Genomic DNA, 24,971 nt, shown 5'->3' with positions numbered 1-24,971 from the left:
CTCATCGTCAACTTGTGGAGACAGTCGTTCACAAGATTGCGAAAAAGTCTCCATACGAGTAAAAAATCGCAGTTCACGCTTGAAATCGAAGCGATTTCCCCGTAATCTATACGGGCGTGATTGCATAAGCGTCACATCAGTATCTGTCGGCTCCCGAGTGTTCCTAAACGTTGTGTGCTTGTCGCACCCATCTGTAGGTCCTAGCAATCGGGGCCCCGTAGTTCGAAAGGGGTCCACCTTTGAGTGAGATTCAGAACTCGTCCATTTTCTCTCTTGACGATGTCAACGAGGAGGAGATGAACAACCTCATCGACGGTACGATTACCGACTTTGATGAGGGCGATCTCGTTAACGGCACTGTCGTTAAGATCGAGCATGACGAGGTGCTCGTTGACATCGGATTCAAGTCCGAGGGCGTTATCCCGGTCCGCGAGCTGTCCATCCGCAAGGACGCTAACCCTGCAGACATCGTTGCACTCGGTGATCCCATCGAGGCCCTGGTTCTCCAGAAGGAGGACAAGGACGGTCGTCTGGTCCTGTCCAAGAAGCGTGCCGAGTACGAGCGTGCTTGGAACCGCATCGAGGAGAAGTTCAACTCCGGCGAGAACGTCGAGGGCGAGGTTATCGAGGTTGTCAAGGGCGGCCTGATCCTCGACATCGGCCTGCGCGGCTTCCTGCCCGCTTCCCTCGTCGACCTCCGTCGCGTCAAGGACCTCACCTCCTACATGGGCACCCGCATCGAGGCCCGCGTCATCGAGATGGACCGCAACCGCAACAACGTCGTCCTCTCCCGTCGCGTCGTGCTCGAGGAGTCCCGTAAGGCCGAGCGCTCCGAGATCCTGTCCAAGCTCAAGTCTGGCATGCGTCTCCAGGGCACCGTTTCCTCCATCGTCGACTTCGGCGCCTTCGTCGACCTCGGCGGTATCGACGGCCTCATCCACATCTCCGAGCTCTCCTGGAACCACGTCAACCATCCTTCCGAGGTTGTCAAGGTCGGCCAGGAGGTCGAGGTCGAGGTTCTCGACGTCGATCTCAACCGCGAGCGCATCTCCCTGGGTCTCAAGCAGACCACCGAGGATCCGTGGCGCGCACTGGTCAAGAAGTACCCCGTCGGCGCTATCGTCGAGGGCACGGTGACCAAGCTTGTTCCGTTCGGCGCTTTCGTCGACCTGGGCGAGGGCATCGAGGGCCTGGTGCACATCTCCGAGATGGCCAACAAGCACGTCGATCAGCCTTCTCAGGTCACCCACGTGGGCGACAAGGTTCAGGTCAAGGTCATGGAGATCGACCTCGACCGTCGTCGTATCTCCCTGTCCATGAAGTCCGCTGCTGAGACTCTGGGCGTCGAGATCGAGGTTACCCCGCTGCCTTCCGAGAAGAAGGACGAGGAGACCGACGCCGAGTAAATCGGTTTGACGATCACTTGTTTTAAGGGATCCGTCCGTAATGGACGGGTCCCTTTTTGCATTTACTGCCGAGATGTTCGGTAGTGCCTGCGCGTAACGCTGCTTGGGCTATTCGCTTGCTATTGAGTTGTCGGTGCATGAAAAAACGCCGACATCCCGCCTCGGGGAGGAGGCGGGAACGCACCGAGTAGACGGAGGGGTGCGGAGCGCGGTCGCGTCTCGACTGACGACGTTGCCCATCGGCGTTCCTATTGTACTGCATGACATGGTTCTTGGTTTATCGTGTCGAGCGCTTGTGTTGTGCCGCTGCCTATGCTGACGGTGTGCTACACTCTTGCACTGCTGAGTGGGCCAGACGGTCGCGCGATGTGCTGCTTGCAGCACGCGTGAGGAAAGTCCGGGCTCCAGAGGGCGGGATGCCGGCTAACGGCCGGGCGGAGTGATCCGACGGAAAGCGCCGCAGAAAAGAAGACTCCCACCTGTGCCGCAAGGCGTAAAGGGAAAAGCTGAAACGGTGGTGTAAGAGACCACCAGCGTCGTGGCAACACGGCGGCTTGGCAAGCCCCATCCGGAGCAAGCGCGAATAGGAACGCTATGGGCCGGCCCGGTCCGCGTTCGGGTAGCGTGCGTGGAGCTGCACGGTAACGTGCAGACAAGATAAATGACCGTTCACGACAGAACCCGGCTTATAGGCCCACTCAGCACTTTGTTGACGCTGCGAACCCGTCAGCGCGGCAATCTGCCTTTCAAGCCTTCGGGCATGACCATAAGGTCAATGCCCTCAGCTTTCAAGGCACCTTGCTCGCGCTGACGGGTTCTCGCTGTTGGTGACGGCATCATTGGCGTTTCCGTTCTTGTTGGCGAGGGCAACGGTGATGTCTTTGCCGTATTATTTAGGCTGTTTGTTGCTGCGCTTTATTCTGTTGAGGGGCTTTGTTGGACAGCTATTTTACTCTGCAATCGAATATTGAGGCTTCGGGCGAGTTTGTGGACCGCAAGAGCCGGTTTATTGCCCAGCTGGTCCATATTGAGTCCGAGGATGAGGCGAATGCCTTTATCGAGATGGTTCGCAAACGTCATTACGACGCTCGACACAATGTTCCCGCGTGGATTTTGGTCGATGGACGCGAGCGCCAGAGCGATGATGGTGAGCCGAGCCGCACGAGTGGTATGCCGACGCTCGAGGTTTTGCGCGGCGCGGAGCTCAAAAATGTTTGCTGCGTAGTGACGCGCTATTTTGGTGGCACGTTGTTGGGGCCTGGTGGCTTGGTACGCGCCTATACCGCGGCGACGCAGGCGGCGGTGGCCGCGGCTCAGGAGGCCGGGCAGATCGTTGAGATGACGAGCGTCGTGCCGGTTGACGTGCATGTGGCCTATCCGCAGTACGAGCAGGTGCTTCGTTTGGCGCAGGATTCGGGTGCCAAGGTTTCGGATACCGATTACGCGGATGCCGTGACGATTCACTTGGTGTTCAAAGCTGGGGAGCAGGAGCCGTTTTGCGCTAAGATGCGCGAGCTTATGGCGGGGCGTGAGGAGATTGAGGTCGGAGCTCCCAAATTTGCCGAGTTCTGACGGCGACGGCCGGCGTGCTTTTGGATGGATCCCAAGCGCGCCGGCCGTCGTTTTATGTTGATGCCGTCTACTCGGCGAGCTGCTTTAGCACATCGCAGGCGATCTCGATGGCATCGTCGATGCAACCGGGGCAGCTGCGGAGCGGACCCTTATCCGATCCGATGCCCTTGAGCGTGCCGCAGACGGTCGTCGTGTTCTTCTCGCCAAAACGCTTGGCGATTTCGCGCGACAGCTTGTAGGTCTGGCCCTTGGTTTTGGGGTTTTCCATGCCGTCGCTCATCACGAAGCCCATGATGGCCACGGCGCCCGAGATGGCGCCGCAGGTTTCGGTCATGCCGCCCATGCCGGCGCCAAAGCCCTCGGTGAGGGTAAAGGCGACCTGAGGGTCGAGTCCGACGGCAGGTGCGAGCGTGCAGGCGACGGCCTGCGCGCAGTTAAAACCGCGGGCGTGGTATTCGGCAGCCTGGGCCTGACAGGCGGAGGTGTCGAGCTGGGTGGTATCGATCTGCTTCATGGGCCTCTCCTTGAGTGTGGTGTACCCGCCTATGGTACCCTTGCCGGCGCTTTTGCTCATCGAGACCCTAATGCATATCGCATTGTTTTTCGCTATCGAACACAATCTTTCAGATTTGAGACAAACAAAACTGATTAATTTGTCCGATAACCTACTTGGGGGATGGGTTGAGAGGGGTGCGCGGGAGCGGTATCGTGAACCGAATAAAACCAAAACCCGAGCAAGGGAGCTAGATATGAGCGAGCAGACCATCGGTACCACGTGTGTTCAGGGCGGTTATCGCCCGGGCGATGCGGAGCCGCGCCAGGTGCCTATCTATCAGTCCACCACGTGGAAGTACGACACGTCCGAGCATATGGGCAAGTTGTTCGATCTGGAGGAGTCGGGCTACTTCTATAGCCGTCTCCAGAACCCCACCTGCGACCTCGTTGCCGCCAAGATCTGCGAGATGGAGGGCGGCACCGCTGCGATGCTCACGAGCTCGGGCATGGCCGCGAACTTCCTCGCGATTTTTAACGTGGCCGGTGCCGGCGATCACGTGGTCGCTAGCTCCGCTATCTATGGTGGTACGTACAACCTGCTCGCCCACACCATGGGTCGCATGGGTCTGACCTGCACCTTCGTCGCACGCGACTGCACCGATGAGGAGCTGGAGGCCGCTTTCCAGCCCAACACCAAGCTCGTCTTTGGCGAGACCATCGCCAACCCCGCGCTTGCCGTGCTCGATATTGAGCGCTTTGCCAAGGCCGCGCACGACCACGGCGTGCCGCTGATGGTCGACAACACCTTCCCGACGCCCGTGATGTGCCGTCCCTTTGAGTGGGGCGCCGACATCGTCACGCATTCCACCACCAAGTACATGGATGGTCACGCGGCCTACCTGGGCGGCGTCATCGTCGATCACGGTCAGTTTGACTGGATGGCCCATGCGGACAAGTTCCCGGGTCTCACCACGCCCGACGAGAGCTACCACGGCGTGACCTATGCCGAGAAGTTCGGCCGCGAGGGCGCCTTTATTACCAAGGCTACCGCGCAGCTCATGCGCGACCTCGGCCCCATGCAGAACCCGCAGGCGGCGTTCTTCCTGAACAGCTCGCTCGAGAGCCTGCACGTGCGTATGCCGCGCCATTGCGAGAACGGTCTGGCGGTCGCCAAGTTCCTGCAGGGCCACCCCAAAGTGCGCTTCGTGAGCTATCCGGGCCTAGAGGGCGACAAGTACTACGACATGGCTCAGAAGTACATGCCCAACGGTACCTGCGGCGTCGTGAGCTTTGGCTTTACCGGTGGTCGTGCGGCGGCCGAGACCTTTATGAAGAGTCTTAAGCTCGCCCAGATTGCCACGCACGTGGCCGATGCCCGCACCTGCTGCCTGCACCCGGCAAACGCCACCCATCGCCAGATGAACGACGAGGAGCTCATCGCCTGCGGCATCTCCGCCGATATGGTGCGCCTGTCGTGCGGCCTTGAGGATACGGCCGATTTGATTGCCGACCTTGAGCAGGCACTCGAGCAGTGCTAGGCTAGCGTGCGTGCGAGGCGTGGGACGGCTTTTCGGCTGACGACGTCCTCATAGTTCCGATTCCGTAGGCGGGACCCCGATCGTGTCCGTTTGTAGGCGATTGGGGTCCCGTTTTTGCGTTGCACGATAGAAAGGATATACATGGAGAAAACTGCCGAGCAGCTGCGCCGCGAACACATTGCCCTAGAGGGCGACACCCACGGTAAGAATAAATGGGCGATTCTGTTCACCGTGCTCGTCATGACCTTTATGGCGTGTCTGGATGCGAGCATCGTGACGGTGGCGCTCCCAGTGATGCAAAAGGAGCTGGGGGTGGGTCTCGACCGCATTCAGCTCGTGAGCTCGGTGTATCTGCTCGCGACGTGCGTCGCCATGCTGCCGTTTGGCCGCTTGGGCGATGTGCGCGGCAAGGTGAATGTGTTCCAGCTTGGTGTAATCGTCTTTACGGGTGGCTCGTTGCTTTGCGGGCTTTCGGCTTCGCTCGAGGTGCTTATCTTGGCGCGTTCCGTGCAGGGCATTGGCTGTGCCGCCGCGATGGCCAACAATATGGGCATCATCACCGAGTCGTTTCCGGCGCGTGAGCGCGGCCGTGCCATGGGCATTCTGGCGACCTTTGTGGCTCTTGGCATGATGTGCGGCCCCGTGCTTGGCGGCGTGCTGGTGGCGAGCTTTCCCTGGGAGAGCATCTTCCTTATCAATCTGCCCATTGGCGTAATCTCGTTTATCGTGGGACTCTATACGCTGCCGCATGTGAAGCCGGAGGCTGGCGAACGCCCTATGCCGTTGACAGAGGCGGCGCGTCGCTGCTTTGCGAGCTCGGCTTTCACGATTAACCTGGCTTGCATGCTTATCGTGTTCGTGGGTATCGGTGCCTCCGAGTTTGTGCTGCCGTTCTACTTTCAGGATGCCCACGGCTTTAGCTCCGATATCTCCGGCCTGTTGTTTTTGGCGATGCCGGTCGTGAATGCCTTTGTGGGCCCGCTTTCGGGCTCGGTGTCCGACCGTGTTGGTTGTGAAGCGCCCACGGCCGTTGGCCTGGGCGTGTACGTGTGCGGTCTCTTTGCGGTGAGCACGCTTGACGAGCACTCTTCCATCTTGATGATTGTGTGCTGCGTCGCGTTTATGTCGTGCGGCACGTCGATCTTCCAGAGTCCCAATAATTCGCTGTATATGGGTTCGGCTCCGCGTGAGGCGCTTGGCTTTGCGGGCAGCTTGAGCAGCTTGGCGCGCTATGCGGGCATAGCGCTGGGTATTACGGCGGCGTCGCGCATCCTGTATGGACAGACGAGCGCGGCGATGGGCAAGACGGTCACGAGCTATGTGGCGGGTCGTCCGGACGTGTTCCTCTTTGGCTTCCGTTTGGTATTCTACGTGCTGATGGCCGTTGCTACCGTGGGCTTTGCGCTCACATTGGTACGTTTGGTGAGGACGCGCACCCGGCATTAGCGTGTTGGGAGGCTGTCTGCCACGAATCGGGCCTATCTACTGGTCTTGCAGCTTTATGGTGCGATGTGGCTTGTGGGGCGGGCGGGGGTCGGTCCGTGGTAGACTATCGAACAACGTTTATTAATCGCGCGGTATCGTTGCCGCGAGAAGGGGTTGCGCCATGCAGGAGCTTGAGGATCGTATTCGCCATGACGGCATCGTAAAGGCCGGTAACGTCCTTAAGGTTGATGCCTTCCTCAACCACCAGTGCGACGTTGAGCTGTTCGACCACATGGGTGCCGAGTGGGCCCGCCTGTTCGAGGATGTCGAGATCAACAAGATCCTGACCATTGAGGCTTCGGGCATTGGTATGGCTTGCATCGCGGCCCAGCATTTTGGCGGCGTGCCGGTGGTTTTTGCCAAGAAGGCGCAGTCCATCAACCTCGACGGCGAGCAGTATGCCACGACCATCTATTCCTTCACCAAGCAGAAGGAGTACCCGGTCATTGTAGGTAAGCGCTTCCTGTCCGAGGGCGACAAGGTTCTGATCATCGACGACTTCTTGGCTAACGGCTGTGCGCTTGAGGGTCTCATCAAGATCTGCGAGGCTGCGGGCGCCGAGGTTGCCGGCATCGGTATTGCCGTGGAGAAGGGCTTCCAGGGCGGCGGCGATAAGCTCCGTCAGCGCGGCTTCCGCGTTGAGAGCCTGGCCCGTATCGCCGATATGGACTGCGAGAACGGCGAGATCACCTTCGCCTAAGCGCGCAACACAAGCGATTGGTATGCGATGTGACAAAGGGACTGTCCCTTTGTCACATTTTTTTGTATGAGGGGAGGTGCTGATATGGATGAGAACAAGATGGGATGGCGTGAGTATGCGCGCTATGCCGAGATGTCGGTCGAGGAGCTGGCGCACGATTGCGAGGTACAGGTGTTTCGCGCGACGGGTCCGGGCGGGCAGGGCGTGAACACGACGGACTCTGCGGTGCGCATGAAACATGGGCCCACGGGGATTACCGTGACAGCGCGCGAGAGCCGCAGCCAGTTCCAGAACCGTAGCTGCTGTCTGCGTAAGCTACGCGCTGAGCTTGAGCGTCGCGGGCGTCCACCGCGCCGTCGCGTCAAGACCAAAGTGCCTCAGCGATCGCGCCAGCGCAGGCTCAACGACAAACACTTCAACGCCATTAAAAAGGCCAACCGACGCAAGCCGGGCGGGGAGGAATGATCTTCTCAATAAGTTGCGGCGAAATAGGGACTGTTTTGCGGCTTTAGCTGCATAAACAGTCCCTATTTCACCGCAACTTAGGTGGGGTTAGCGGGTGGGGTGCCAGACGTGGAGGGCGCCGGCGAGGATGTCGACCTCGATGCGCGAGGCGACAACGGGCTCGCCGTCGGCCTGAACGGGGTAGTCGGGCTCCTCAAAGGTAAGCTCGGCATGGCGACAGCGGCGCATGCGAACCGGTGGCAGCTTGGTATGGTGGCCATCTTTGGCCGAAAGGAACATGGGAAGCGCGACCGCGCGCGGAACGGGGCCGCAGGCGTAGCAGACGTCGAGTATGCCGTCGCACGGGTCGGCGTTGGGACAGATGCGATAGCCCGAACCATAGGTGGGTCCCAGCTGGATGGCCATGATAATCGCCCGCACGCGCTCGGCGGGCGCGCCATCAAAGCTGATGGTCATGGGGTAGTTGCGATAGCGTAGGCCAAACTGCTCAAGTCCCGAGAGAGTGTAGAGCGGAGCGCCCGTCAAGCCCGTCTTTTTGCGCAGCTTGGTGGTGCCCAGGCCGATGGCGGCATCGATGCCGACCGAAAGTGTCTGGTCGTAGTACTCAACGGTAGCCTCGCCGCTGCCGCTCGCAGGGCTCCACGAGCGAATGCGCCCGATGTCCTGACGCTGCAGCTCGCAGGTGAGCAGCGCGCCAAAATCCTTGCCGGAGAAATCGTCGATGCCGAGCGTTTGGGCAAAATCGTTGCCGGAGCCCACGGGCAGGACGGCAAGGGCGGGGCGGGTGCCCTCCTCTTGCGTCATAAGCCCGTTGACGACCTCGTGAATCACGCCGTCGCCGCCAAGGGCGATAACGGTGCGATAGCCCTGAGCCTGTGCGGCCAGCTCCTTGGCGTGTCCCATGCGCTCGGTCAGCACCAGGTCAAACTGGGATGCGCGCGCGGTCATATCCAAAAAGCGTTGCAGGCGCTCGGCAACTTCGCGCGCCGCACCCGACTGGGCGGCTGGGTTGGCGATGATGAGCGTGCGGGCAAAATCAGTTGCATGCATGGGGCGACTCCCGGCGTATGACGTGACGGTGCGGTCGCGCTCAGGTCGAATTGCCCCCGATTGTGGCTGCACGGCGAATACTAACGTCTACTCTATCAGGTCGTTGTGGCGCTCGATGGCATCCGCTACCGTACCGCCCTCATCCACAATAAGCGAACGGCGCTTGGGTGAGATGATGCGCTGGGCGGGGTACACGCCGCGGTGTCCGCCGGCGAGATAGCTGATAAAGGCCACGATGACAAAGAACCCGGCGGCCGTGCCGTGGAACAGGTCGATGGCCATCATGCAGGTGGTGATGGGCACGTTAAGGCCGGCGCAGAATACACCGAGCATGCCCAGCGCCGCCAGAAAGCTGGGGTCGATTCCGACGAGGCAACCGATCCAGCCGCCGAGTGCCGCACCGATGCCAAACAGGGGCGTGACCTCGCCGCCTTGGAAGCCCGCGCCCAGGGTGAGCGCTGTGACGACCAACTTGATGACTGCGTCCGCCAGGGTGGTGTTGCCGGCAAATCCGGCGCCGGAAAGCCACGTGGAAAGGCCGGCGTAGTCCCAGGCGTCGAGGAGGGCATAGGCGGCCAAAACCACGAGTGCGCCTATGAGTGCGCGAACGAGGTAATTGGTGATAAAGCGACCGTACAGGCTCTTGACGGTTCGAACTGACCAGGCAAAGAGGCGTGCCGTCAGACCGAAGATAATGGCACTGATAACAACGATGACAACCGTCCGTGGTGTCATGTTGGGAACGCTGGCGATAACATTCGCCTCGTACTCGGTTCCCAAGGCAAGCGACGTAAAGTAGCCGGTAAACGAAGCGACCAGGCAGTAGATGCCCGCGGTGTAGTCGATCTTGCCGATGAAGCACATCTCCATGCCAAAGAAAGCCCCGGCAAGGGGCGAGCCGAACACGGCGCCAAAGGCCGACGAGATGCCGGCTAGCATGAGGTCGTGGTGGTCATGCTTTTTGAGGTGGGCGAGGCTCGAGATGTTGCTGGCGATGGTGCCGCCAATCTGCACCGCAGCTCCCTCGCGACCGGCCGAGCCGCCGGTGAGGTGCGTGAGCGTGGAGCAGACGAAGGTGAGGATGGCCATGCGCATATGGATGAGGCGTGTGCCCAGAGCGGAGTCGATGACCAGGTTGTTGCCACGCTTGGCGGCGAGACCGTGGTTTTTGTACACCCATGCGGTGGCAACGCCCACAACGGGAAGCAGCGCGTAAATCCACGCATGGTGCTCGCGATAGTCGGTCGCGATATTTAATGAGGCCAAAAACGCCCAAGCGGCAACGCCCATGGCGAGCGAGACGGTGACGACGAGTACGAGCAACTTAGTGCTCGCTAGTAGGTTGCGGGCGTTGCGGCGCGTGTCGGCAGCCAAGAGATGCTCGGAGCGGGTAAGTTGATGCCTGCCTGCCGTGATGACGTCATTAAGGGAGAAAAAACCGCCGTCGTCGAGCGGCTGGAAATGATCCTGCGCTTTGTTTGCGCTTTCGGGTTTGTCGTTATGAGCCATACGTTCCTCTTTTAGGTTGCAACGCAAGCAATTATAAAACGCGGTAAACGCGACGAGCCGGTGGGTTGGTTTCCATTCTGTTTCGCGGCCTGCAACCGACAGGTGTATTTGCGGGTACAGGCCGAGTCGCGGTCGTGCGTCGGGGGATTATACTGAGACAAGCATAAAGAATTGGCGCCCCTGTTGTGCGCCGTGGCATTAAGAGGTGCATATGGCAGAGAAACTCATACCGTTGGAGGATGCGCAGTCGATTGTTTTGTCGCACGTTGCTCCGACGGATCTCATCGAGATTCCCGTGTGGCAGGCGGCTGGTTTTCCCTTGGCCGAGGACGCGGTGGCCGATATCGACATCTCGCCGTTTGCCAACAGCGCTATGGACGGATATGCCGTGCGCTCGGCGGACTTGGCGCAGGCATCTGGCGAGGCGCCGGTGACGCTCGACGTTATCGGACACGAGGCTGCGGGCCATGTGTTTGAGGGCGCAATCGGCGCGGGCGAGACGGTCCGCATCATGACGGGCGCGCCGGTACCCGAAGGTGCCGATGCCGTGGTGAAGTATGAGATCGTTGATGTGCTCGACGGTGACGGCAACGAGGGCTCGCGTGTGAGGTTCTCGGCGCCGGCCAAGGTGGGGGAGAACGTTCGCTCGGCTGCTGAGGAAGCTCATGCCGGCGACGTCGTGATGCGCGCCGGCGAGGTTGTGGCTCCGGCGGGCGCCGGCCTGCTGGCGAGCGCCGGGTATGCGAACGTGAAGGTGCATGCCGCTCCGCGCGTGGGCATTATCTCGCTGGGCACGGAGCTGGTCGCGCCGGGTGAGCTGCCGGCGCGCGGGCAGATTCGCGATTCCAACTCGTCGGCGTTGATGGCCGAAGCACTCGATGCCGGCGCGGAGCCCGTGTTCTACGGCATTGCGCCCGATGATGAGCAAGCGATCGCCGAGCTGGTGCATCGTGCCGTGCAGGAGTGCGACTTTGTCATTACGAGCGGTGGCGCCTCGGCGGGCGATTACGACTATGTGACGGCGCTCGTCCGGCGTGAGGGCGAGGTGCTGTTTGACCGCATCTCGATGCGTCCGGGCAAGGCCATCACGTTTGGCTTGCTCGGGGGTAAGCCCTACCTGGGGCTTTCGGGCAACCCGGCCGCGGCGTATGTGGGCTTTGAGATGCTTGCCCGTCCGGCGATTCGCAAGATGCGCGGTTTTGCCGAGGTTGCGCGTCCCGTGCAGCAGGCGACGCTCACGCACGGCGTGAAAAAGCGACAGCATCGCCGCTTCTTCGATCGCGCCACGGTTTTGCGCGACCCCGAGACCGGTGAGTTGTTGGTGACCGAGGCTAAGACACAGAATTCGGCGCTGCTTGGAACTATGCAGCGTGCGAACTGCCTGCTGCGTATTGACGAAGGACCGTGCGAGCTCAAGGCGGGAGATGCCGTGGACGTTGTTCGCGTCGACCTGCCCGAGGGCGCCGTGTTGTAGGGGGAATGCTATGGAGCTGAAGATATCGATCGTGACGTGCTCGGACACACGCGATCTTTTGCAGGATGAGGCCGGAGCCGCACTCGAGGAACTTATCGAGGCACAGGGCTGGACGGTCGCCTCACATGTGGTCGTGCGCGACGACGTCAGCGAGATCGGTGATGCCATTATGGAAGCCGCCGATGAGTGCCACGCCAATGTCGTGCTCACCTGCGGCGGCACGGGGCTTTCGATGCGCGATGTAACGCCCGAGGCGACGCGTTCCGTCTGCGACCGCGATGTGCCGGGTATTGCCGAGGCAATTCGTGCCTACTCCATGACCAAGACGCGCCGCGCCATGCTCTCGCGCGCTATTTGCATGCAACGAGGTCATACACTTGTCGTAAACTTTCCCGGTTCTACGAAGGCCGCCCGCGAAAGCTGGGAGGCCATAACAGACCAGCTGGAGCATGCGGCTCAGATGACGGCGGGCGGCGGACATACCAACTAAGCGGTTTACCTGCGGCGGGGCGACCTGAACGGCTGCTCCGCCTTTGTTTTCCGCCGAATCGACGCCGAGGTGCACGGTAACTTGAAACTATATTCTCTGACGAGAATAATATCTCACTATCATTATTCGCGCAGAAGTATAATCTGATTGCAGATTAAAGCCCGAGGCGGGGTGCCCGGGCATAGCGTTCGAAAGGGTTGAACATGTTCGATATGGTTTCTCGCCGCGGATTCGTTTCGCTTTCTGCTGTCGCCGCTGCCGACCTTGGTCTTGCCGGCTGTTCGGGCAGCAAGACGTCCGAGCCGGCCGGATCCGATGTCGGCTCCGCCAAGGCCTCTTCCAAGAAGGAAACCGTCGAGCTGCAGGTCTTTGCCGCTAACTCCCTCGAGAAGGCCCTGCCCGAGGTTCAGGAGCTCTACACCGACCAAACCGGCACCACCTTTGCCGACACGCAGTTTAAGGCCTCCGGCGACCTCGTCGAGCAGATGAAGGCCGGCGCCACGGTCGACGTGCTCATCACCGCTTCCAAGGGCACCATGGATGACGCTGAGACCGCCGAGCTCGTCGACACCGACACCCGCGAGGACATGTTCGTCAACGATCTCGTGATCATTCGCGCCGAGGGCTCCGATACTAAGGTCGAGGCCATCGCCGACGTCGCGAATCTGGACGGTAAGATTGCCATCGGCGACGCCAAGACCGTCCCCGCCGGCAAGTACGCCAACCAGGCGCTGGCTTCCGTGGGCCTCTATACCGGTACCGAGGGCGACGACGGCGAGTACGCGCCCGAGCTCGCCGACAAGGTAGCCCTGGCCGACAAGGTCGGCACCGCTGCGTCTTACGTCTCTACAGGCGACTGCGTGGCGGGTTTTGTCTACAGCTCCGATATCTTCCGCTACGACGGCATCGAGGAGGCCTTCGTGTGCCCCGAGGACTCGCACAAGCCCATCGTGTATCCCGGCGCTGTCGCCGATAGCTCCGAGCATGCCGACGAGGCCAAGGCGTTCATCGACTTCTGCCTGACCAACAAGAAAGCCCAGAAGATTTGGGCCAAGTACGGCTTTGAGCTTTCCGAGTAGTGCGAAAGGGCACTGTATAACGATATTCTTGAGGGCGGGCGTTCTTGCGATCGCCTGTCCTTTTTGATTGAACCGGCGTGCCTGCGCGCCGTTGCCCTGTGTTTGAGGAGTCGCCCGTGTCAAGGAAAACGATTCGCCTGCTCGCCGCGCTGGCAGCGGTTCTCTTTGCGTTTACCTCGCTGCCTGGGGCTGCCTGTGCCGAGGCTCTCTTTACCACCGCCGATGGGTGCCAGGCGACCGAGGACTCCGCGCTTATCGATGGCGTCGAGTTTGGCCTCAACGCGTTTGAGCGCAATGCCAAGGGCACGGCACGCTCGTTTGCAGGTCAGCCCGAGGGCTATCGATTTCCCATCTACAAAAAGACGACGCTTGTGACGGTGACGACGCCTTCGAACATCGTGGTGTGGGTTGATGCACACGCCGCTAAGGACGCGGGGCTCGACATTACAAACGCCTCTGACCAAAAGGCGCTTAAGAAGATGCTCACGGGGCTCGATAAGTCTCACTCCATGGGCGGAGCGCTGCTGGAGGACTCCAGGCTTGAGTGGGTGTTTACCTCGGACAACGAACTTGTGCAGGGCGATTATCGCTATCAGTTTAAGGTGAAGGGCGAAGACGGCGATTGCTACACGGTGGTGAATGCCGCCGAGGCCGCGAACGCCGAGCTTGATCTGGGTGGCGGAGCCCTGTGGAGCGACAACGCCGCCTTAGTGCCGTATGCGAGCGTCTCGACGACGGAGCCACCTTCGCTGGCGGAGTGCGCCCAGACGTTTTTTGGCGGCATCGACTACCGTCCGTTTTGGGTTTCTATCAAAACGAGCGGCCTTGCCCTGCTGATCTCCTTTGCGCTGGGCCTGTTCGCCGCGTGGAAGACTATGGGTACCTCGAGTCGCATCAAGGGCCTGCTCGATTCGGTCTTTACGATTCCTATGGTGCTGCCACCCACGGTCTGCGGCTTTTTGCTGCTTATGCTATTTGGTCGATCGACCGGGGTGGGCCAGTGGCTTATCGCGCACGGCATCTCGATCGTCTTTACGTGGCCCGCGGCGGTCATTTCGGCCGTCGTCGTGTCGTTTCCGCTGGTTTACCGCACGGCGCTCGGAGCCTTCGAGAGTCTTGACGCGCAGATGCTCGACGCCGCGCGAACCCTGGGATGGTCCGAGCGTCGCATCTTTGCCAAGCTCATGATGCCGCTTGGCTGGCCCTCGATTGCCGCCGGCACGGTGCTCGCCTTTGCCCGCGCGATGGGCGAGTTTGGCTGCACCCTGTTCTTTGCGGGCAACTACGCCGGTATTACGCAGACCATTCCCATTGCGATTTACTTTGAGTGGATGGGCGGCAATACGTCGGTGGCCCTCTTTTGGGTCGTAGTCGTAATCGCGTTCAGCTTCCTGGTCATTCTGTTCATCAATATGTACACGGCGCATTCGCAAAAGTATCGCGAACGTGGCCTTTCCCGTGCGGAGCGCAAACAGGCCAAAGGTCTCGCCGGACAGGGCGATTCGCTCGACCCAGTCGGCGGCGATGCGCTGCGTATCGATCGCGAGGCGCTGGCCGAGCTCATGCGTGATGATGCGGCGCCGCGGGGAGGTCGATAAGCTATGTCGCTCGTTTTGGATATTAAGAAACGTTATCCCGGGTTTGTGCTCGACATGCAGCTTGAGGCCGGCGAGGAGCGCGTGGCCCTGCTGGGCGCCTCGGGTTGCGGCAAGAGCTGTACGCTGCGCTGCATCGCCGGTGTGGAGACGCCCGACGAGGGTAAGATCGTCGTCAACGGCGTGACCTTTTTTGACTCGGCGGCGGGCATCAACCTGTCGCCCCAGGAGCGAAAATGCACCCTGCTGTTCCAAAACTATCAGCTGTTTCCCAACATGACGGTGGCCGATAACGTATGTGCCGGTGTAAAGGATGCGGGCGACGCCGCCGCGCGCAAAAAGCTCGCCGAGCGCTATCTGGGCATTTTCGGTCTGGCCGATTTTGCCGACCGATATCCCGCGCGCCTTTCGGGCGGGCAGCAGCAACGCGTGGCGCTTGCCCGTATGGTGGCGGCGCATCCGGGCATCTTTATGTTCGACGAGCCCATGAGCGCGCTCGATTCCTATCTTAAGAGCGCGCTCGAGCAGAACATGCTCGACCTGTTCGATGTATGCAACCGCACCGTGCTCTACGTGAGCCACGACATCGACGAAGCGTGCCGCCTGTGCGGGCGCATCTGCGTGATGCACGACGGGCATGTGGAGGAGATCGGCTCCGTCGAGGACGTGGTCCGCCGTCCGCAGACGCTGGCGGCACTGCGCCTGACGGGCTGCAAGAACACAAGCCGGGCGCGCAAGATCGGCGACGAAGAAGTTGAGGCCCTCGACTGGGGCATGACCTTTAACGTGGGTCGCGAGGTGCCCGACGACGTGGCGTACCTGGGCATTCGCGCAAGCTACTTCCATGTTGACAATCGCGCGGAGCGGGGTCGCAACAGCTATGATTTGCACGTGGCCCGAGTGAGCGATTCGCGCTTTGAGCGCCTGGTGCTGCTGGACGTGCCGCGTGCTGATGCGCCCACGCGTCTGCAGTGGAAGGTCAACAAGGTGGGCGTGCCTGTCGACGAGCTGCCGCAAGCAGGCGAGACGCTGCGCATGCATTTCGATGCGAGTAGGATCCATTTGGTTTGTCGGTAGCGCCGGGTAATGCCGTCGGGGATATAAGTCTCGGCGGCTTTGTCTTGCCGTTCGCCGAATGGGGAATGACAAACTCTTATCAACACAGATAATTATTTATTAAACGGCGGCACACGACGCTGTCGTACGAATGTCAACGGTGTTTGCATGGTCGACGACCGTTGATATAGTTGACCTTAACTTGTAAAGGAGGGCGCGCACATGCCGCAGACGACATACATTCGCCGCGTTGCCGCGCGCGCCCTGTATATGGCTCGGAGTCGCATATGAGCAGGTATGTTCACGGCTCCGGGAGAGACGACGCACAACTAAATAATCGACCGCAAAGCAGGTTCCCCAAAATTCCGGGTTTAGGCACGGCTGGGTTTTCGCCGCCCGCCGTGCAGCAATACCGTAGCTGTCCGTATTTGGTTCGAGAGGGGAACCGTCATGGCTGAAGAATTCGATTTCCATCCGATGTGGGAGAGCCTCGGCATGAATCTTGCCGATCACGACATGCTGCTGGGCGCTGTGGGCCAGATGTACGGCGATATGTTCCTGACGCAGAACAATCGCCCCAAGTCCACGTCCTACCTGGATTTTGTCGCCACCAACATCCACAGCGGCCGTATTAAGGAGATGCTCGACAAGAAGGAGGCCGGCGAGGCCACCAAGATCGTCGGTTCGTTCTGTGTGTACGTGCCCGAGGAGATCGTGCTTGCCTGCGATGGCATCCCCGTTGGCCTGTGCTCGGGTGCCGACTGGGCGACCGACAAGGTCGAGGAGCATCTGCCGCGCAACACCTGCCCGCTCATCAAGAGCTTTGCCGGCTTTAAGCTGGGCGAGGTCTGCCCCTACATTGAGTCGAGTGATCTGGTGGTGGGCGAGAACACCTGCGATGGCAAGAAGAAGGCCTACGAGTTCTTTGCCACGCAAAAGAACATGTACGTCATGGATATCCCCAACGTGCACGACGAGTCGACGCTCGTGACCTGGAAGGCCGAGGTTAAAAAGCTTGCCGCCAAGATCGAGGAAGAGTGCGGCGTCAAGATTACGCCGGAGCGCCTGAAGGCTGCCATCCACGCCGTCAACGAGAAGCGTCGCGCCCTGCAGCGTCTGGCTGCCACGCGCGCTGCCGATCCGGCGCCCATCAGCGGTCTCGACAGCCTGCTGACCGTTCAGGCCGCCTTTATGGACGACACGCCGCGTCTGACCGGAGCCATCAACGATATGGCGGCTGAGTGCGAGCGGCGTGTCGAGGCCGGCGAGGGCGTGGCGCCCAAGGGGACCAAGCGCATCCTGTACACCGGTACGCCCATGGCCGTGCCCAACTGGAAGCTGTTCAACCTCATCGAGAAGGCCGGCGGCGTTGTGGTGGGCGAGGAGTCCTGCACGGGTTCGCGCTACTACAAGGACCTGGTCGACGAGTCCGGCGAGACGGTCGACGAGATGCTCGACGCCATCGCCGAGCGCTACTTTAAGATCAACTGCGCCGTCTTTACGCCCAACGACCAGCGTATGAAGGACATTGTCCAGATGGCCAAGGACCTGCATGCCGACGGCGTCGTCGACGTGGCCTTGCAGTTCTGCACGCTCTACGAGATGGAGTCGTTTGCCGTGGAGAAGGCCGCCGAGGAGGCAGGCATTCCGTTTATGCACATCACGACCGACTACGCCGGTGAGGACGCCGGCCAGCTGCAGACGCGCATTGAAGCTTTCTTGGAAACCATTTAGGGGTATCCGTCCCGGCGGCTTCCCCAGGCACCCGATCTTGCCGTTCAAACCATCGTTTGCGTACCAAAGTACGCGGCGCTTCTCTTTCACGGCAACCTCGGGCACCTGGGAAAGCCGTTTCCTTGGTTGGTCAAAAGGTTTGTTAAAGAGTTATATGTCGGAAAATATGGAGCAGCCGTTGCCATCCACGTTTGAGGAGTTCAACGAGCAGCGCAAGGCGGCGTTTATTCGCGTTAAGGATTACAAGCAGGCGGGCAATCGCCTGGTCGGCTTTTTGTGCAGCTATACGCCGCTCGAGATTATCGATGCAGCGGGCGCCTCGAGCGTGGCGCTGTGCGGTACGTCCGATGAGGTGATTCCCGAGGCCGAGAAGGTGCTGCCGGCTAACCTCTGCCCGCTCATCAAGTCGACGTACGGCTTTGCCTACTCGCAAAAGTGCCCGTTTACGTACTTTAGCGACATGATCATCGGCGAGACCACCTGCGACGGCAAGAAGAAGATGTATGAGTTACTCAACGAGCTCAAGCGCACGCACATTCTGCACCTGCCGCAGGGTCGCGATCGCGCCTACGAGCGTGAAGGCTGGTACGAGGAGTGCCGCCTGCTCAAAGAGGAGCTCGAGAACTTCTACGGCATTACGATTACCGACGATGACCTGCGCGCTGCCGTCCGTCGTCGCAACCGCTTGCGTGCGGCCCAGCTCGAGATGTTTGCGCTGCAGGCCAACCAGCCGGCGGCCATGAGCGGCGTCGACCTGATGAGCACCATGTTTGCCGGCACGTTCAGCTTTGATATCGAGGCCTATACGCAGCAGCTGGAGCAAAAGGTTGCCAAGCTGCGCGAGGCCTACGACGCGGGCGAGCGCCCGGTTGCGGCGGATGCCAAGCGCATTCTGATCACCGGTTGCCCGGTGGGCGGTGTGATCAACAAGATAGGTCGCACCATCGAGTCCAACGGCGGCGTGGTCGTGTGCATGGACGACTGCTCGGGCGAGCGCACGGCGGCCATGATGATCGATCCGGAGGCTCCCGACATCCTGCGCGCCATCGCCGACCGCTACCTGGATATCAACTGCTCGGTCATGACGCCCAACGACGGCCGTATGGAAAACACGCTGGCCATGTGCGAGAAGTATCACGTCGATGGTGTAGTGGAGAGCGTGCTCCAGGCGTGCCACACCTTTAACGTGGAGAGTGCACGCATGCAGGAGGCCGTCGAGGGTGCGGGTATTCCGTACATGAAGATCGAGACCGGCTACAGCAACGGCGACATGGGCCAGATCGAGACGCGCATCGCCGCCTTCATCGAAACCCTCTAGCTTCCTCAGGCACCGGATCTTGCCCCTCAAACCGTCGCTTGCGTACCCAAAGTACGCTGCGCTCCTCTTTCGGGGCAATCTTCGGCACCTGAGAAACCTAGAGCTAAGGCGCCTGAACGCGCCGCTGTCTTTGATGTTTAGATTGGGAGAGAGCCATGATAGGGATCGGGATCGATATCGGGTCTACGGCGGCTAAGGCTGCTCTGGTCGATGGGGAGGGTTCGGTGGCGTGGACGTGCGTGCAGCCAACCGGGTTTTCCTCGGTCGATGCTTCCGAGCGGCTGCGCGAGGCGCTGGCAGCGGCCGGCTACGACGTGACGGCCGACGACGTGCGCGTGATCGCGACCGGCTACGGTCGTGTCGCCGTGCCCTATGCGCACAAGGTCGTGACCGAGATCACCTGCCACGGCACCGGTGCCGTGCGCCTGTTTGGCGATCACGGCACGGTGATCGACGTGGGCGGTCAGGACACCAAGGTCATTCAGCTTAAAAGTGGCCGCGTGGCCAAGTTTGCCATGAACGACAAGTGCGCCGCCGGCACGGGGCGCTTTTTGGAGATCATGGCCGACCGCCTGGGCATTTCCCAGCAGCAGATGGCCGACCTGGCGCGTTCCGGCGAGCCCACCAAGATCAGCAGCATGTGCACGGTGTTTGCCGAAAGCGAGGTTATCAGCCTGATCGGTCGCGGTGAGCCGCGCGAGAACATTGCGCGTGGCGTGATCGACAGCGTGGTCTCGCGCGTGGCCACTATGGCCGGGCAGGCGGCGGGCGCCCCGTACTACCTGACCGGTGGCCTGTGCGAGAACGCCTTCGTGGTGGAGCGGTTGGGCGAGCTACTGGGGTCGCCGGTGACCACCTCACCCCAGGCTCGCTTTGCCGGAGCGATCGGCGCGGCGATTCGCGCACAGGCGCTCAATTAATGCATCCGCCGCAGGCTCGCATTCATGCGTATACTGGGAGAAAATGATTGACCGATGAGAGGAGGTATCGATGGCTGACGATCAGATTAAGCTCACGTCTATGACTGCCGCGAGCGGTTGAGCCGCTAAGTTGGCTCCCGGAGCCCTCGCCCAGGTCCTGGGCGATTTGCCCAATGTGCATAACGACAACTTGCTCGTGGGGTTCGATACCTCCGACGATGCGAGCGTCTTCCGCGTAGGGGAGAACCTGGGGCTCGTGCAGTCCATCGACTTCTTCCCACCGATGGTCGACGACCCGTTTCTATTTGGCCAGATCGCCGCGGCAAACTCACTGTCGGACATCTACGCCATGGGCGGGCGGCCGAGCCATGCCATGAACTTGCTGTGCATCCCGAGCTGTCTGGGCGTTGAGGTTGCCGGTCAGATTCTGGCGGGCGGTGCCGACAAGTGCGTCGAGGCGGGTTGCTCCATCGCGGGCGGTCACACCATCAACGACGACGAGCCCAAGTACGGCCTGTCCGTGAGCGGGTTTGTCGCGCTCGACCGCATGCTCGCCAACAGCGGCGCGCGCGTGGGCGATGCGTTACTGCTGACCAAGGCGGTTGGCTCGGGCATCATCACCACGGCCATTAAGGGCGAGCTCATCGAGCAGGACGAGGCCGCAGCCATGTTTGACTCGATGCGCACCCTCAACGAGGCTCCGATTCGTCTGGCCGAGGGACTTGAGCTTCACGGCTGCACCGACATTACGGGCTTTGGTCTGATCGGGCACGCGTGCGAGATGGCCGAGGGCTCGGGCGTGCAAGTTGAGCTTGCGTCGGGGGCGGTGCCACTCTTTGACCAGGTGCTCGACATGGCGCGTTTGGGCATTATCCCCGCGGGCTCCTACCGCAACCAGGACTTCTTTGGCCCGCGCGTGACGGCCGACGAGGACCTTGAGCCGGGCATGCTCGACGCGCTGTACGACCCGCAGACGTCTGGTGGCCTGCTTATCGCGGCACCTGCTGCTGATGTGGATGAGCTTGCGAGCCGTCTACATGCCGAAGGACGTATCGCCGCCGTCGTCGGGCGCGTGTACGAGCCGGTACCAGGCGGTCCTGCCGTTCGCGTTGTGCATTAAGGAAAACCGTTTATGCGACCGCCTACTGTTCTGGGCGGTCCCTTTTGAAAGGAAAAACTATGTCTACCAAAATTGAAGTCAATGCCATGGGCGATGCCTGCCCGCTGCCCGTCGTCAAGACGCTCAAAGCCCTGAAGCAGCTCGATGGCGAGGGCACAGTCGTGACCTCGGTCGACAACGAGACCGCCGTCAAGAACATCTCCAAGATGGCGCAGAAGAAGGGCTGCACGGCCTCAGTCGAGAAGGTTTCTGACGCTGAGTGGCACGTGACCGTCGCGACCGCCGGTGCCGTGGCCGTTGCGGACCCCGAGCAGGACGGCGCTGCTTTCTGCGACGCCAGCGCCGGCAAGGGCAAGCTCGTCATTTCTGTCTACACCGATTGCATGGGCCGCGGCGACGACGAGCTGGGCCACAAGCTCATGAAGGCCTTCATCTTTGCCGTGACGCAGCAGGAGGAGCTGCCCGCGACCATGCTGTTCTACAACGGCGGTGCCAAGCTCACCGTCGAGGGCTCGCCGGTGCTCGACGACCTGAAGGGGCTGGCCGAGCAGGGCGTCGAGATCCTTACCTGTGGCACCTGCCTGGACCACTATGGCATTAAGGACCAGCTTGCGGTGGGCGAGGTCACGAACATGTACGTGATCGTCGAAAAGATGGAGCAGGCCGTGCGCGTCGTGCGCCCGTAGCGTATTGGTTGGAGTTGCCATGAGGGAGAAGCGCCCGGCGCTTGTCATCACGTTTCCCACCACGGCGGCCGCCATGGGTTGCGAGTCCCTGTGCATCGAGCGTGGCCTTCCCGGGCGAACGATTCCCGTGCCCGGGGAGGTCGCTGCCGGCTGCGGTTTGGCGTGGAAGGCGTTGCCTACCGATGAGGAGCTGCTGCGCGGCGAACTCGCCGCGGCGGGCATTCCTACCGAGGGCTATACCGTGATCGATATGTGGGAGGTCGTGCGATGATCTACCTGGATAACGCGGCGACGACCATGCACAAACCGCAGACGGTCATCGATGCCGTGACGCAGGCGATGTGCTCGCTCGGCAATGCCGGGCGCGGCGCCACGTCGGGTGCCCTCGATGCCGCTCGTACGATTCACGCTTGCCGTGCCAAGCTCGTGCGCCTTTTAGGTTGCCCGAGGGCGGACCATGTGTGCTTTACGCCCAACTCAACCGCGGCGCTCAACACCGCCATCTGCGGCGTGGTGCGCCCCGGCGACCGCGTGGTCACGACGGTGCTTGAGCACAACTCGGTGCTACGTCCGCTCAACCGCCTGGCGGTAGAGCAGGGCGTGACCGTTGAGCATGCGGGCTGCGACGCGAACGGCGTGCTCGACTACGACGAGCTCGAGCAACTGGTCACGCTGGGTACGCGTGCCGTGGTGGTGACGCACGCCTCCAATGTGACCGGCAACGCGGTCGACGTTGCGCGTGTGGCTGCCATCGCGCATGCGGCCGGCGCGCTTGCGATCGTCGACGCCTCGCAGTCTGCCGGTACGGCGAAGATTGACATGGATGCCATGGGGCTCGACGTGGTGTGCTTTACCGGCCACAAGGGGCTCATGGGACCCCAAGGCACCGGCGGCCTGGCCGTGGCAGAGGGCGTTGACGTGGCGCCGTGGGCCATGGGCGGCACGGGTGTGCACAGCTTCGATGCACTGCAGCCGCTTGAGTGGCCCACGCGCCTTGAGGCGGGCACGCTCAACGGTCACGGCATCGCGGGACTTTCTGCCGGTCTCGACTATATCGAGGCACAAGGCGGGGTCGAGGCGATTGCGGCGCATGAGCGCTCGCTTGCAGAGCGCTTCCTCGTCGGTGTTCGCGAAATCCCCGGCATTGCGCTCTACGGTGCGTTTGACCAGCCCGTGCGCTCGGCGATCGTCTCACTCAACGTGGGTGATATCGACTCTGCCGAGATCTCGGACGCACTCATGCAAGGGTGGGGGATTGCGACGCGCCCCGGTGCCCATTGCGCTCCGCTCATGCACCGCGCGCTGGGGACCGAGCGCCAGGGTGTCGTTCGCTTCTCGTTTGGGTATTTCAACACGACCGGAGAAGTCGACACCGCGATCGACGCTTTGCGCGATTTAGCCTGCTAGAGCGTATATACTTGCGGGACGGGTGTTTTTGCCCGTCCCGTTTTTGTTTCGACCCGAAAGGTGTGCATATGGCCTCATCCGCTCCGCGCGGTTTGCGCTCCGACCATGTCGTTACCGTCGGCATTGCGCTGTTTTCGATGCTCTTTGGCGCCGGTAACCTCATTATTCCGCCGCTGCTGGCGCTGCAGGCAGGTTCTGCCACGCCGGTCGCCATGCTCGGCTTTCTGATTGCCGCCATCGGCCTGCCCGTCATGGGATTTATCGCCGTCGCGCTTGCCGGAACGGCGCGCGAGCTTGCCGGTCGCGTGCACCCCAAGTTTGGTGAGTTCTTTGTCGCGGCGGTGTATCTGGCCATCGGCCCGTGCCTGGCCATTCCGCGCACGAGCTCCACGGCCTTCGAGATGCTGGTGCCGCTGCTGCCCGAGGGCGTTTCGCTCGGCACGGCTCGCCTGGTCTTTGCCATCGGGTTCTTCGTGGTTGCGTTTGCGCTCACACTGCGTCCGGGCGTCATCACGCGCGTGCTCGGTCGTATTACGGGCCCCGCGCTTATCGCGCTCATCGTGCTGGTTGTGGGTGCTGCCGTGATCTCGCCGCTGGGTCCCGCTGCCGCGCCGCAGGCTCCCTACAATGCCGGTGCTGCCGTGCAGGGCTTTCTGACCGGTTACCAAACCATGGACCTGCTCGCGTCGCTCGCCTTTGGCATCATCATCGCCGAGACCATCCACGAGCTGGGCGTTACCGATGACAAGCGCGTGGCCTTTGAGATTTCCCGCTCCGGTGTGATCGCCGGCGCACTCATGGCCGTCATCTACTGCGGCCTGGCGCTTGCCGGCACGCAGCTCAGCACCGTGATGCCCGATGCCACCAATGGTGCCGCCATCCTTGCCCGCTCTGCCTCCATGCACTTTGGCCTTGCCGGCACGGTCGTGGTCTTTGCGATCTTTTTCCTTGCCTGCATGAACGTGTGCATCGGCCTCATCAGCTGCTGCTCGCGGTACTTCTGCGAGACGTATGTGGTCGAAGGGGGAGCGGAGGCCTCCGAGGGGGCCATGCGCCGTCCCTTTGCGATTCTCGCCTTTGTGTTCGCGGCGTTTTCGTGCGTGCTCTCCAATGTGGGCCTCGACGTGATTCTTATGTTCTCGGTGCCCATGCTCAACGCCTTGTACCCCGTCGCCATTGTGCTGGTGCTTATGGGCCTGGTGCATGGTTTTTGTGACGCGCATCCGCAAGTGTGGGTTTGGGTCGGCGGCGTTGTCGCGGTGCAGAGCGTGATCACCTCGATCCGTGACGCGTTCTTTACGGGCGCGTGGCTGCCGTTCGATGCACTGCCTCTGGCGGATATCGGTGCCGCGTGGGCGCCGGTTGCCGTGGTTGCCTTTGTGATCGGTCTGCTCCATAGTCGTTTTGTTGCACATTCGAGGAGCTAAGGCATCAATGCTTGCACAGGCGGGGAGTCTCCCCTATAATTTCCTTCGCTTTGGGACACGCAAGGTTTAGACCTTAGCTGCTCAACACCTTCGGGACGTGGCGCAGTTTGGTAGCGCGCCTGCTTTGGGAGCAGGATGTCGCAGGTTCAAATCCTGTCGTCCCGACCATATCTTGCGGGCGTAGTTCAATGGTAGAACCCCAGCCTTCCAAGCTGATGACGCGGGTTCGATTCCCGTCGCCCGCTCCATAAGATAGATGAATGGCTCTGGTTCCTTTTGGGACCAGAGCCATTTTCATATACATGCCGGGACCCCACATCCCCTTCTAAGTTGCGGTGAAATACGGACTGTTTTTCGGCTTTTATGGCCCATGTAGTCCGTATTTCACCGCAACTAATTGTAAGGGTGGATTTTGATGCCGTTGGGAGGGTCGTAGCGACCGTCT

Annotated in this window: 21 protein-coding genes, 2 tRNA genes, 1 other RNA gene and 1 pseudogene; 22 read left to right on the top strand and 3 right to left on the bottom strand. The window is 61.2% G+C overall.

What is annotated here, in order from left to right; genetic code table 11:
* Positions 1-239: 239 nt before the first annotated feature.
* The 3 genes from rpsA (at position 240) to AB5750_RS01330 (ending at position 2,978) form a co-directional block, all read left to right on the top strand.
* Complete coding sequence (rpsA, locus tag AB5750_RS01340; RefSeq protein ID WP_022095232.1) at positions 240-1,406, top strand: 30S ribosomal protein S1; 1,167 nt, start codon at positions 240-242, stop codon at positions 1,404-1,406.
* Positions 1,407-1,749: 343 nt separating this feature from the next.
* Positions 1,750-2,111, top strand: an RNA gene (rnpB, locus tag AB5750_RS01335) — RNase P RNA component class A.
* A gap of 228 nt (positions 2,112-2,339) precedes the next feature.
* Entirely contained in the window at positions 2,340-2,978 is a 639-nt protein-coding gene (locus tag AB5750_RS01330) for a YigZ family protein (RefSeq protein WP_192934338.1), read from the top strand.
* 67 nt (positions 2,979-3,045) lie between these two features.
* Here the strand turns inward: AB5750_RS01330 and AB5750_RS01325 are convergent, their stop codons facing one another.
* The gene (locus AB5750_RS01325) at positions 3,046-3,492 is read right to left on the bottom strand and encodes a C-GCAxxG-C-C family protein (RefSeq protein WP_368145204.1); all 447 of its coding nucleotides are present in this window, start codon (positions 3,490-3,492) and stop codon (positions 3,046-3,048) included.
* Between the two features lie 235 nt (positions 3,493-3,727).
* Here AB5750_RS01325 and AB5750_RS01320 point away from each other — a divergent pair, with 235 nt between their 5' ends.
* From AB5750_RS01320 to AB5750_RS01305, 4 genes and pseudogenes are all read left to right on the top strand, one after another.
* Complete coding sequence (locus tag AB5750_RS01320; protein WP_368145206.1) at positions 3,728-5,011, top strand: O-acetylhomoserine aminocarboxypropyltransferase/cysteine synthase family protein; 1,284 nt, start codon at positions 3,728-3,730, stop codon at positions 5,009-5,011.
* 141 nt (positions 5,012-5,152) lie between these two features.
* Positions 5,153-6,457 (top strand): MFS transporter, encoded by a 1,305-nt coding sequence (locus tag AB5750_RS01315; protein ID WP_271742931.1) that lies wholly within the window; start codon positions 5,153-5,155, stop codon positions 6,455-6,457.
* A 160-nt stretch (positions 6,458-6,617) separates the two neighbouring features.
* The gene (locus AB5750_RS01310; protein WP_368145207.1) at positions 6,618-7,196 is read left to right on the top strand and encodes a xanthine phosphoribosyltransferase; all 579 of its coding nucleotides are present in this window, start codon (positions 6,618-6,620) and stop codon (positions 7,194-7,196) included.
* Between the two features lie 156 nt (positions 7,197-7,352).
* Positions 7,353-7,661, top strand: a pseudogene (locus AB5750_RS01305) (peptide chain release factor-like protein); the annotation flags it as partial.
* 87 nt (positions 7,662-7,748) lie between these two features.
* Here the strand turns inward: AB5750_RS01305 and AB5750_RS01300 are convergent.
* Together AB5750_RS01300 and AB5750_RS01295 are read right to left on the bottom strand one after the other, a co-directional pair.
* Positions 7,749-8,711, bottom strand: coding sequence for a diacylglycerol/lipid kinase family protein (locus AB5750_RS01300; RefSeq protein WP_368145208.1), 963 nt, complete (start codon positions 8,709-8,711; stop codon positions 7,749-7,751).
* Between the two features lie 87 nt (positions 8,712-8,798).
* A complete protein-coding gene (locus AB5750_RS01295) occupies positions 8,799-10,220 on the bottom strand; it encodes a chloride channel protein (RefSeq protein ID WP_368145209.1) in 1,422 nt (473 codons plus the stop codon).
* A 211-nt stretch (positions 10,221-10,431) separates the two neighbouring features.
* Here AB5750_RS01295 and AB5750_RS01290 point away from each other — a divergent pair, with 211 nt between their 5' ends.
* The 15 genes from AB5750_RS01290 (at position 10,432) to AB5750_RS01220 (ending at position 24,774) form a co-directional block, all read left to right on the top strand.
* A complete protein-coding gene (locus AB5750_RS01290) occupies positions 10,432-11,694 on the top strand; it encodes a molybdopterin molybdotransferase MoeA (protein WP_217750453.1) in 1,263 nt (420 codons plus the stop codon).
* Between the two features lie 10 nt (positions 11,695-11,704).
* The gene (locus AB5750_RS01285; protein WP_217750452.1) at positions 11,705-12,184 is read left to right on the top strand and encodes a MogA/MoaB family molybdenum cofactor biosynthesis protein; all 480 of its coding nucleotides are present in this window, start codon (positions 11,705-11,707) and stop codon (positions 12,182-12,184) included.
* 203 nt (positions 12,185-12,387) lie between these two features.
* Complete coding sequence (gene modA, locus AB5750_RS01280) at positions 12,388-13,263, top strand: molybdate ABC transporter substrate-binding protein (RefSeq protein WP_368145210.1); 876 nt, start codon at positions 12,388-12,390, stop codon at positions 13,261-13,263.
* Between the two features lie 116 nt (positions 13,264-13,379).
* A complete protein-coding gene (gene modB, locus AB5750_RS01275; protein WP_368145212.1) occupies positions 13,380-14,861 on the top strand; it encodes a molybdate ABC transporter permease subunit in 1,482 nt (493 codons plus the stop codon).
* A gap of 3 nt (positions 14,862-14,864) precedes the next feature.
* Entirely contained in the window at positions 14,865-15,935 is a 1,071-nt protein-coding gene (locus tag AB5750_RS01270; protein WP_368145213.1) for a sulfate/molybdate ABC transporter ATP-binding protein, read from the top strand.
* Between the two features lie 429 nt (positions 15,936-16,364).
* Positions 16,365-17,648 carry a double-cubane-cluster-containing anaerobic reductase gene (locus tag AB5750_RS01265; RefSeq protein ID WP_368145215.1) on the top strand — a complete coding sequence of 428 codons (1,284 nt, stop codon included), beginning with the start codon at positions 16,365-16,367 and terminating at the stop codon, positions 17,646-17,648.
* Between the two features lie 154 nt (positions 17,649-17,802).
* Positions 17,803-18,966 (top strand): double-cubane-cluster-containing anaerobic reductase, encoded by a 1,164-nt coding sequence (locus tag AB5750_RS01260; RefSeq protein ID WP_368145217.1) that lies wholly within the window; start codon positions 17,803-17,805, stop codon positions 18,964-18,966.
* Between the two features lie 155 nt (positions 18,967-19,121).
* Entirely contained in the window at positions 19,122-19,886 is a 765-nt protein-coding gene (locus AB5750_RS01255) for an acyl-CoA dehydratase activase (RefSeq protein ID WP_368145218.1), read from the top strand.
* 70 nt (positions 19,887-19,956) lie between these two features.
* On the top strand, positions 19,957-21,006 hold the full coding sequence (gene selD / locus AB5750_RS01250; RefSeq protein ID WP_368145220.1) for a selenide, water dikinase SelD: 1,050 nt from the start codon (positions 19,957-19,959) through the stop codon (positions 21,004-21,006).
* A gap of 59 nt (positions 21,007-21,065) precedes the next feature.
* A complete protein-coding gene (gene yedF, locus AB5750_RS01245; RefSeq protein WP_368145221.1) occupies positions 21,066-21,692 on the top strand; it encodes a sulfurtransferase-like selenium metabolism protein YedF in 627 nt (208 codons plus the stop codon).
* A gap of 19 nt (positions 21,693-21,711) precedes the next feature.
* Complete coding sequence (locus AB5750_RS01240) at positions 21,712-21,963, top strand: putative Se/S carrier protein (RefSeq protein ID WP_368145222.1); 252 nt, start codon at positions 21,712-21,714, stop codon at positions 21,961-21,963.
* Positions 21,960-23,099, top strand: coding sequence for an aminotransferase class V-fold PLP-dependent enzyme (locus AB5750_RS01235; protein ID WP_368145223.1), 1,140 nt, complete (start codon positions 21,960-21,962; stop codon positions 23,097-23,099). The genes AB5750_RS01240 and AB5750_RS01235 overlap by 4 nt, the downstream gene beginning before the upstream one ends.
* 68 nt (positions 23,100-23,167) lie before the next feature.
* Positions 23,168-24,526: a branched-chain amino acid transport system II carrier protein gene (gene brnQ / locus AB5750_RS01230; protein WP_368145225.1), complete on the top strand. Its 1,359-nt coding sequence runs from the start codon at positions 23,168-23,170 to the stop codon at positions 24,524-24,526.
* A gap of 91 nt (positions 24,527-24,617) precedes the next feature.
* A tRNA-Pro gene (locus AB5750_RS01225) sits at positions 24,618-24,694 on the top strand.
* A 6-nt stretch (positions 24,695-24,700) separates the two neighbouring features.
* Positions 24,701-24,774, top strand: a tRNA-Gly gene (locus AB5750_RS01220).
* The last annotated feature ends 197 nt before the right edge of the window (positions 24,775-24,971 follow it).

The organism is Collinsella aerofaciens, assembly GCF_040926185.1.
GTDB classification, from domain to species: domain Bacteria; phylum Actinomycetota; class Coriobacteriia; order Coriobacteriales; family Coriobacteriaceae; genus Collinsella; species Collinsella aerofaciens_BC.
Note: the sequence above shows the minus strand (reverse complement) of the source record. Positions and strands in the feature narration are given on the sequence as shown.

What these genes read in the sequence shown, in the direction of transcription:
- AB5750_RS01325 (WP_368145204.1), bottom strand. Translation starts at nt 3,492, where the DNA reads ATGAAGCAGATCGATACCACCCAGCTCGACACCTCCGCCTGTCAGGCC.
- AB5750_RS01320 (WP_368145206.1), top strand. Translation starts at nt 3,728, where the DNA reads ATGAGCGAGCAGACCATCGGTACCACGTGTGTTCAGGGCGGTTATCGC.
- AB5750_RS01315 (WP_271742931.1), top strand. Translation starts at nt 5,153, where the DNA reads ATGGAGAAAACTGCCGAGCAGCTGCGCCGCGAACACATTGCCCTAGAG.
- AB5750_RS01310 (WP_368145207.1), top strand. Translation starts at nt 6,618, where the DNA reads ATGCAGGAGCTTGAGGATCGTATTCGCCATGACGGCATCGTAAAGGCC.
- AB5750_RS01300 (WP_368145208.1), bottom strand. Translation starts at nt 8,711, where the DNA reads ATGCATGCAACTGATTTTGCCCGCACGCTCATCATCGCCAACCCAGCC.
- AB5750_RS01295 (WP_368145209.1), bottom strand. Translation starts at nt 10,220, where the DNA reads ATGGCTCATAACGACAAACCCGAAAGCGCAAACAAAGCGCAGGATCAT.
- AB5750_RS01290 (WP_217750453.1), top strand. Translation starts at nt 10,432, where the DNA reads ATGGCAGAGAAACTCATACCGTTGGAGGATGCGCAGTCGATTGTTTTG.
- AB5750_RS01285 (WP_217750452.1), top strand. Translation starts at nt 11,705, where the DNA reads ATGGAGCTGAAGATATCGATCGTGACGTGCTCGGACACACGCGATCTT.
- modA (WP_368145210.1), top strand. Translation starts at nt 12,388, where the DNA reads ATGTTCGATATGGTTTCTCGCCGCGGATTCGTTTCGCTTTCTGCTGTC.
- AB5750_RS01270 (WP_368145213.1), top strand. Translation starts at nt 14,865, where the DNA reads ATGTCGCTCGTTTTGGATATTAAGAAACGTTATCCCGGGTTTGTGCTC.
- AB5750_RS01265 (WP_368145215.1), top strand. Translation starts at nt 16,365, where the DNA reads ATGGCTGAAGAATTCGATTTCCATCCGATGTGGGAGAGCCTCGGCATG.
- AB5750_RS01260 (WP_368145217.1), top strand. Translation starts at nt 17,803, where the DNA reads ATGTCGGAAAATATGGAGCAGCCGTTGCCATCCACGTTTGAGGAGTTC.
- AB5750_RS01255 (WP_368145218.1), top strand. Translation starts at nt 19,122, where the DNA reads ATGATAGGGATCGGGATCGATATCGGGTCTACGGCGGCTAAGGCTGCT.
- yedF (WP_368145221.1), top strand. Translation starts at nt 21,066, where the DNA reads ATGTCTACCAAAATTGAAGTCAATGCCATGGGCGATGCCTGCCCGCTG.
- AB5750_RS01240 (WP_368145222.1), top strand. Translation starts at nt 21,712, where the DNA reads ATGAGGGAGAAGCGCCCGGCGCTTGTCATCACGTTTCCCACCACGGCG.
- AB5750_RS01235 (WP_368145223.1), top strand. Translation starts at nt 21,960, where the DNA reads ATGATCTACCTGGATAACGCGGCGACGACCATGCACAAACCGCAGACG.
- brnQ (WP_368145225.1), top strand. Translation starts at nt 23,168, where the DNA reads ATGGCCTCATCCGCTCCGCGCGGTTTGCGCTCCGACCATGTCGTTACC.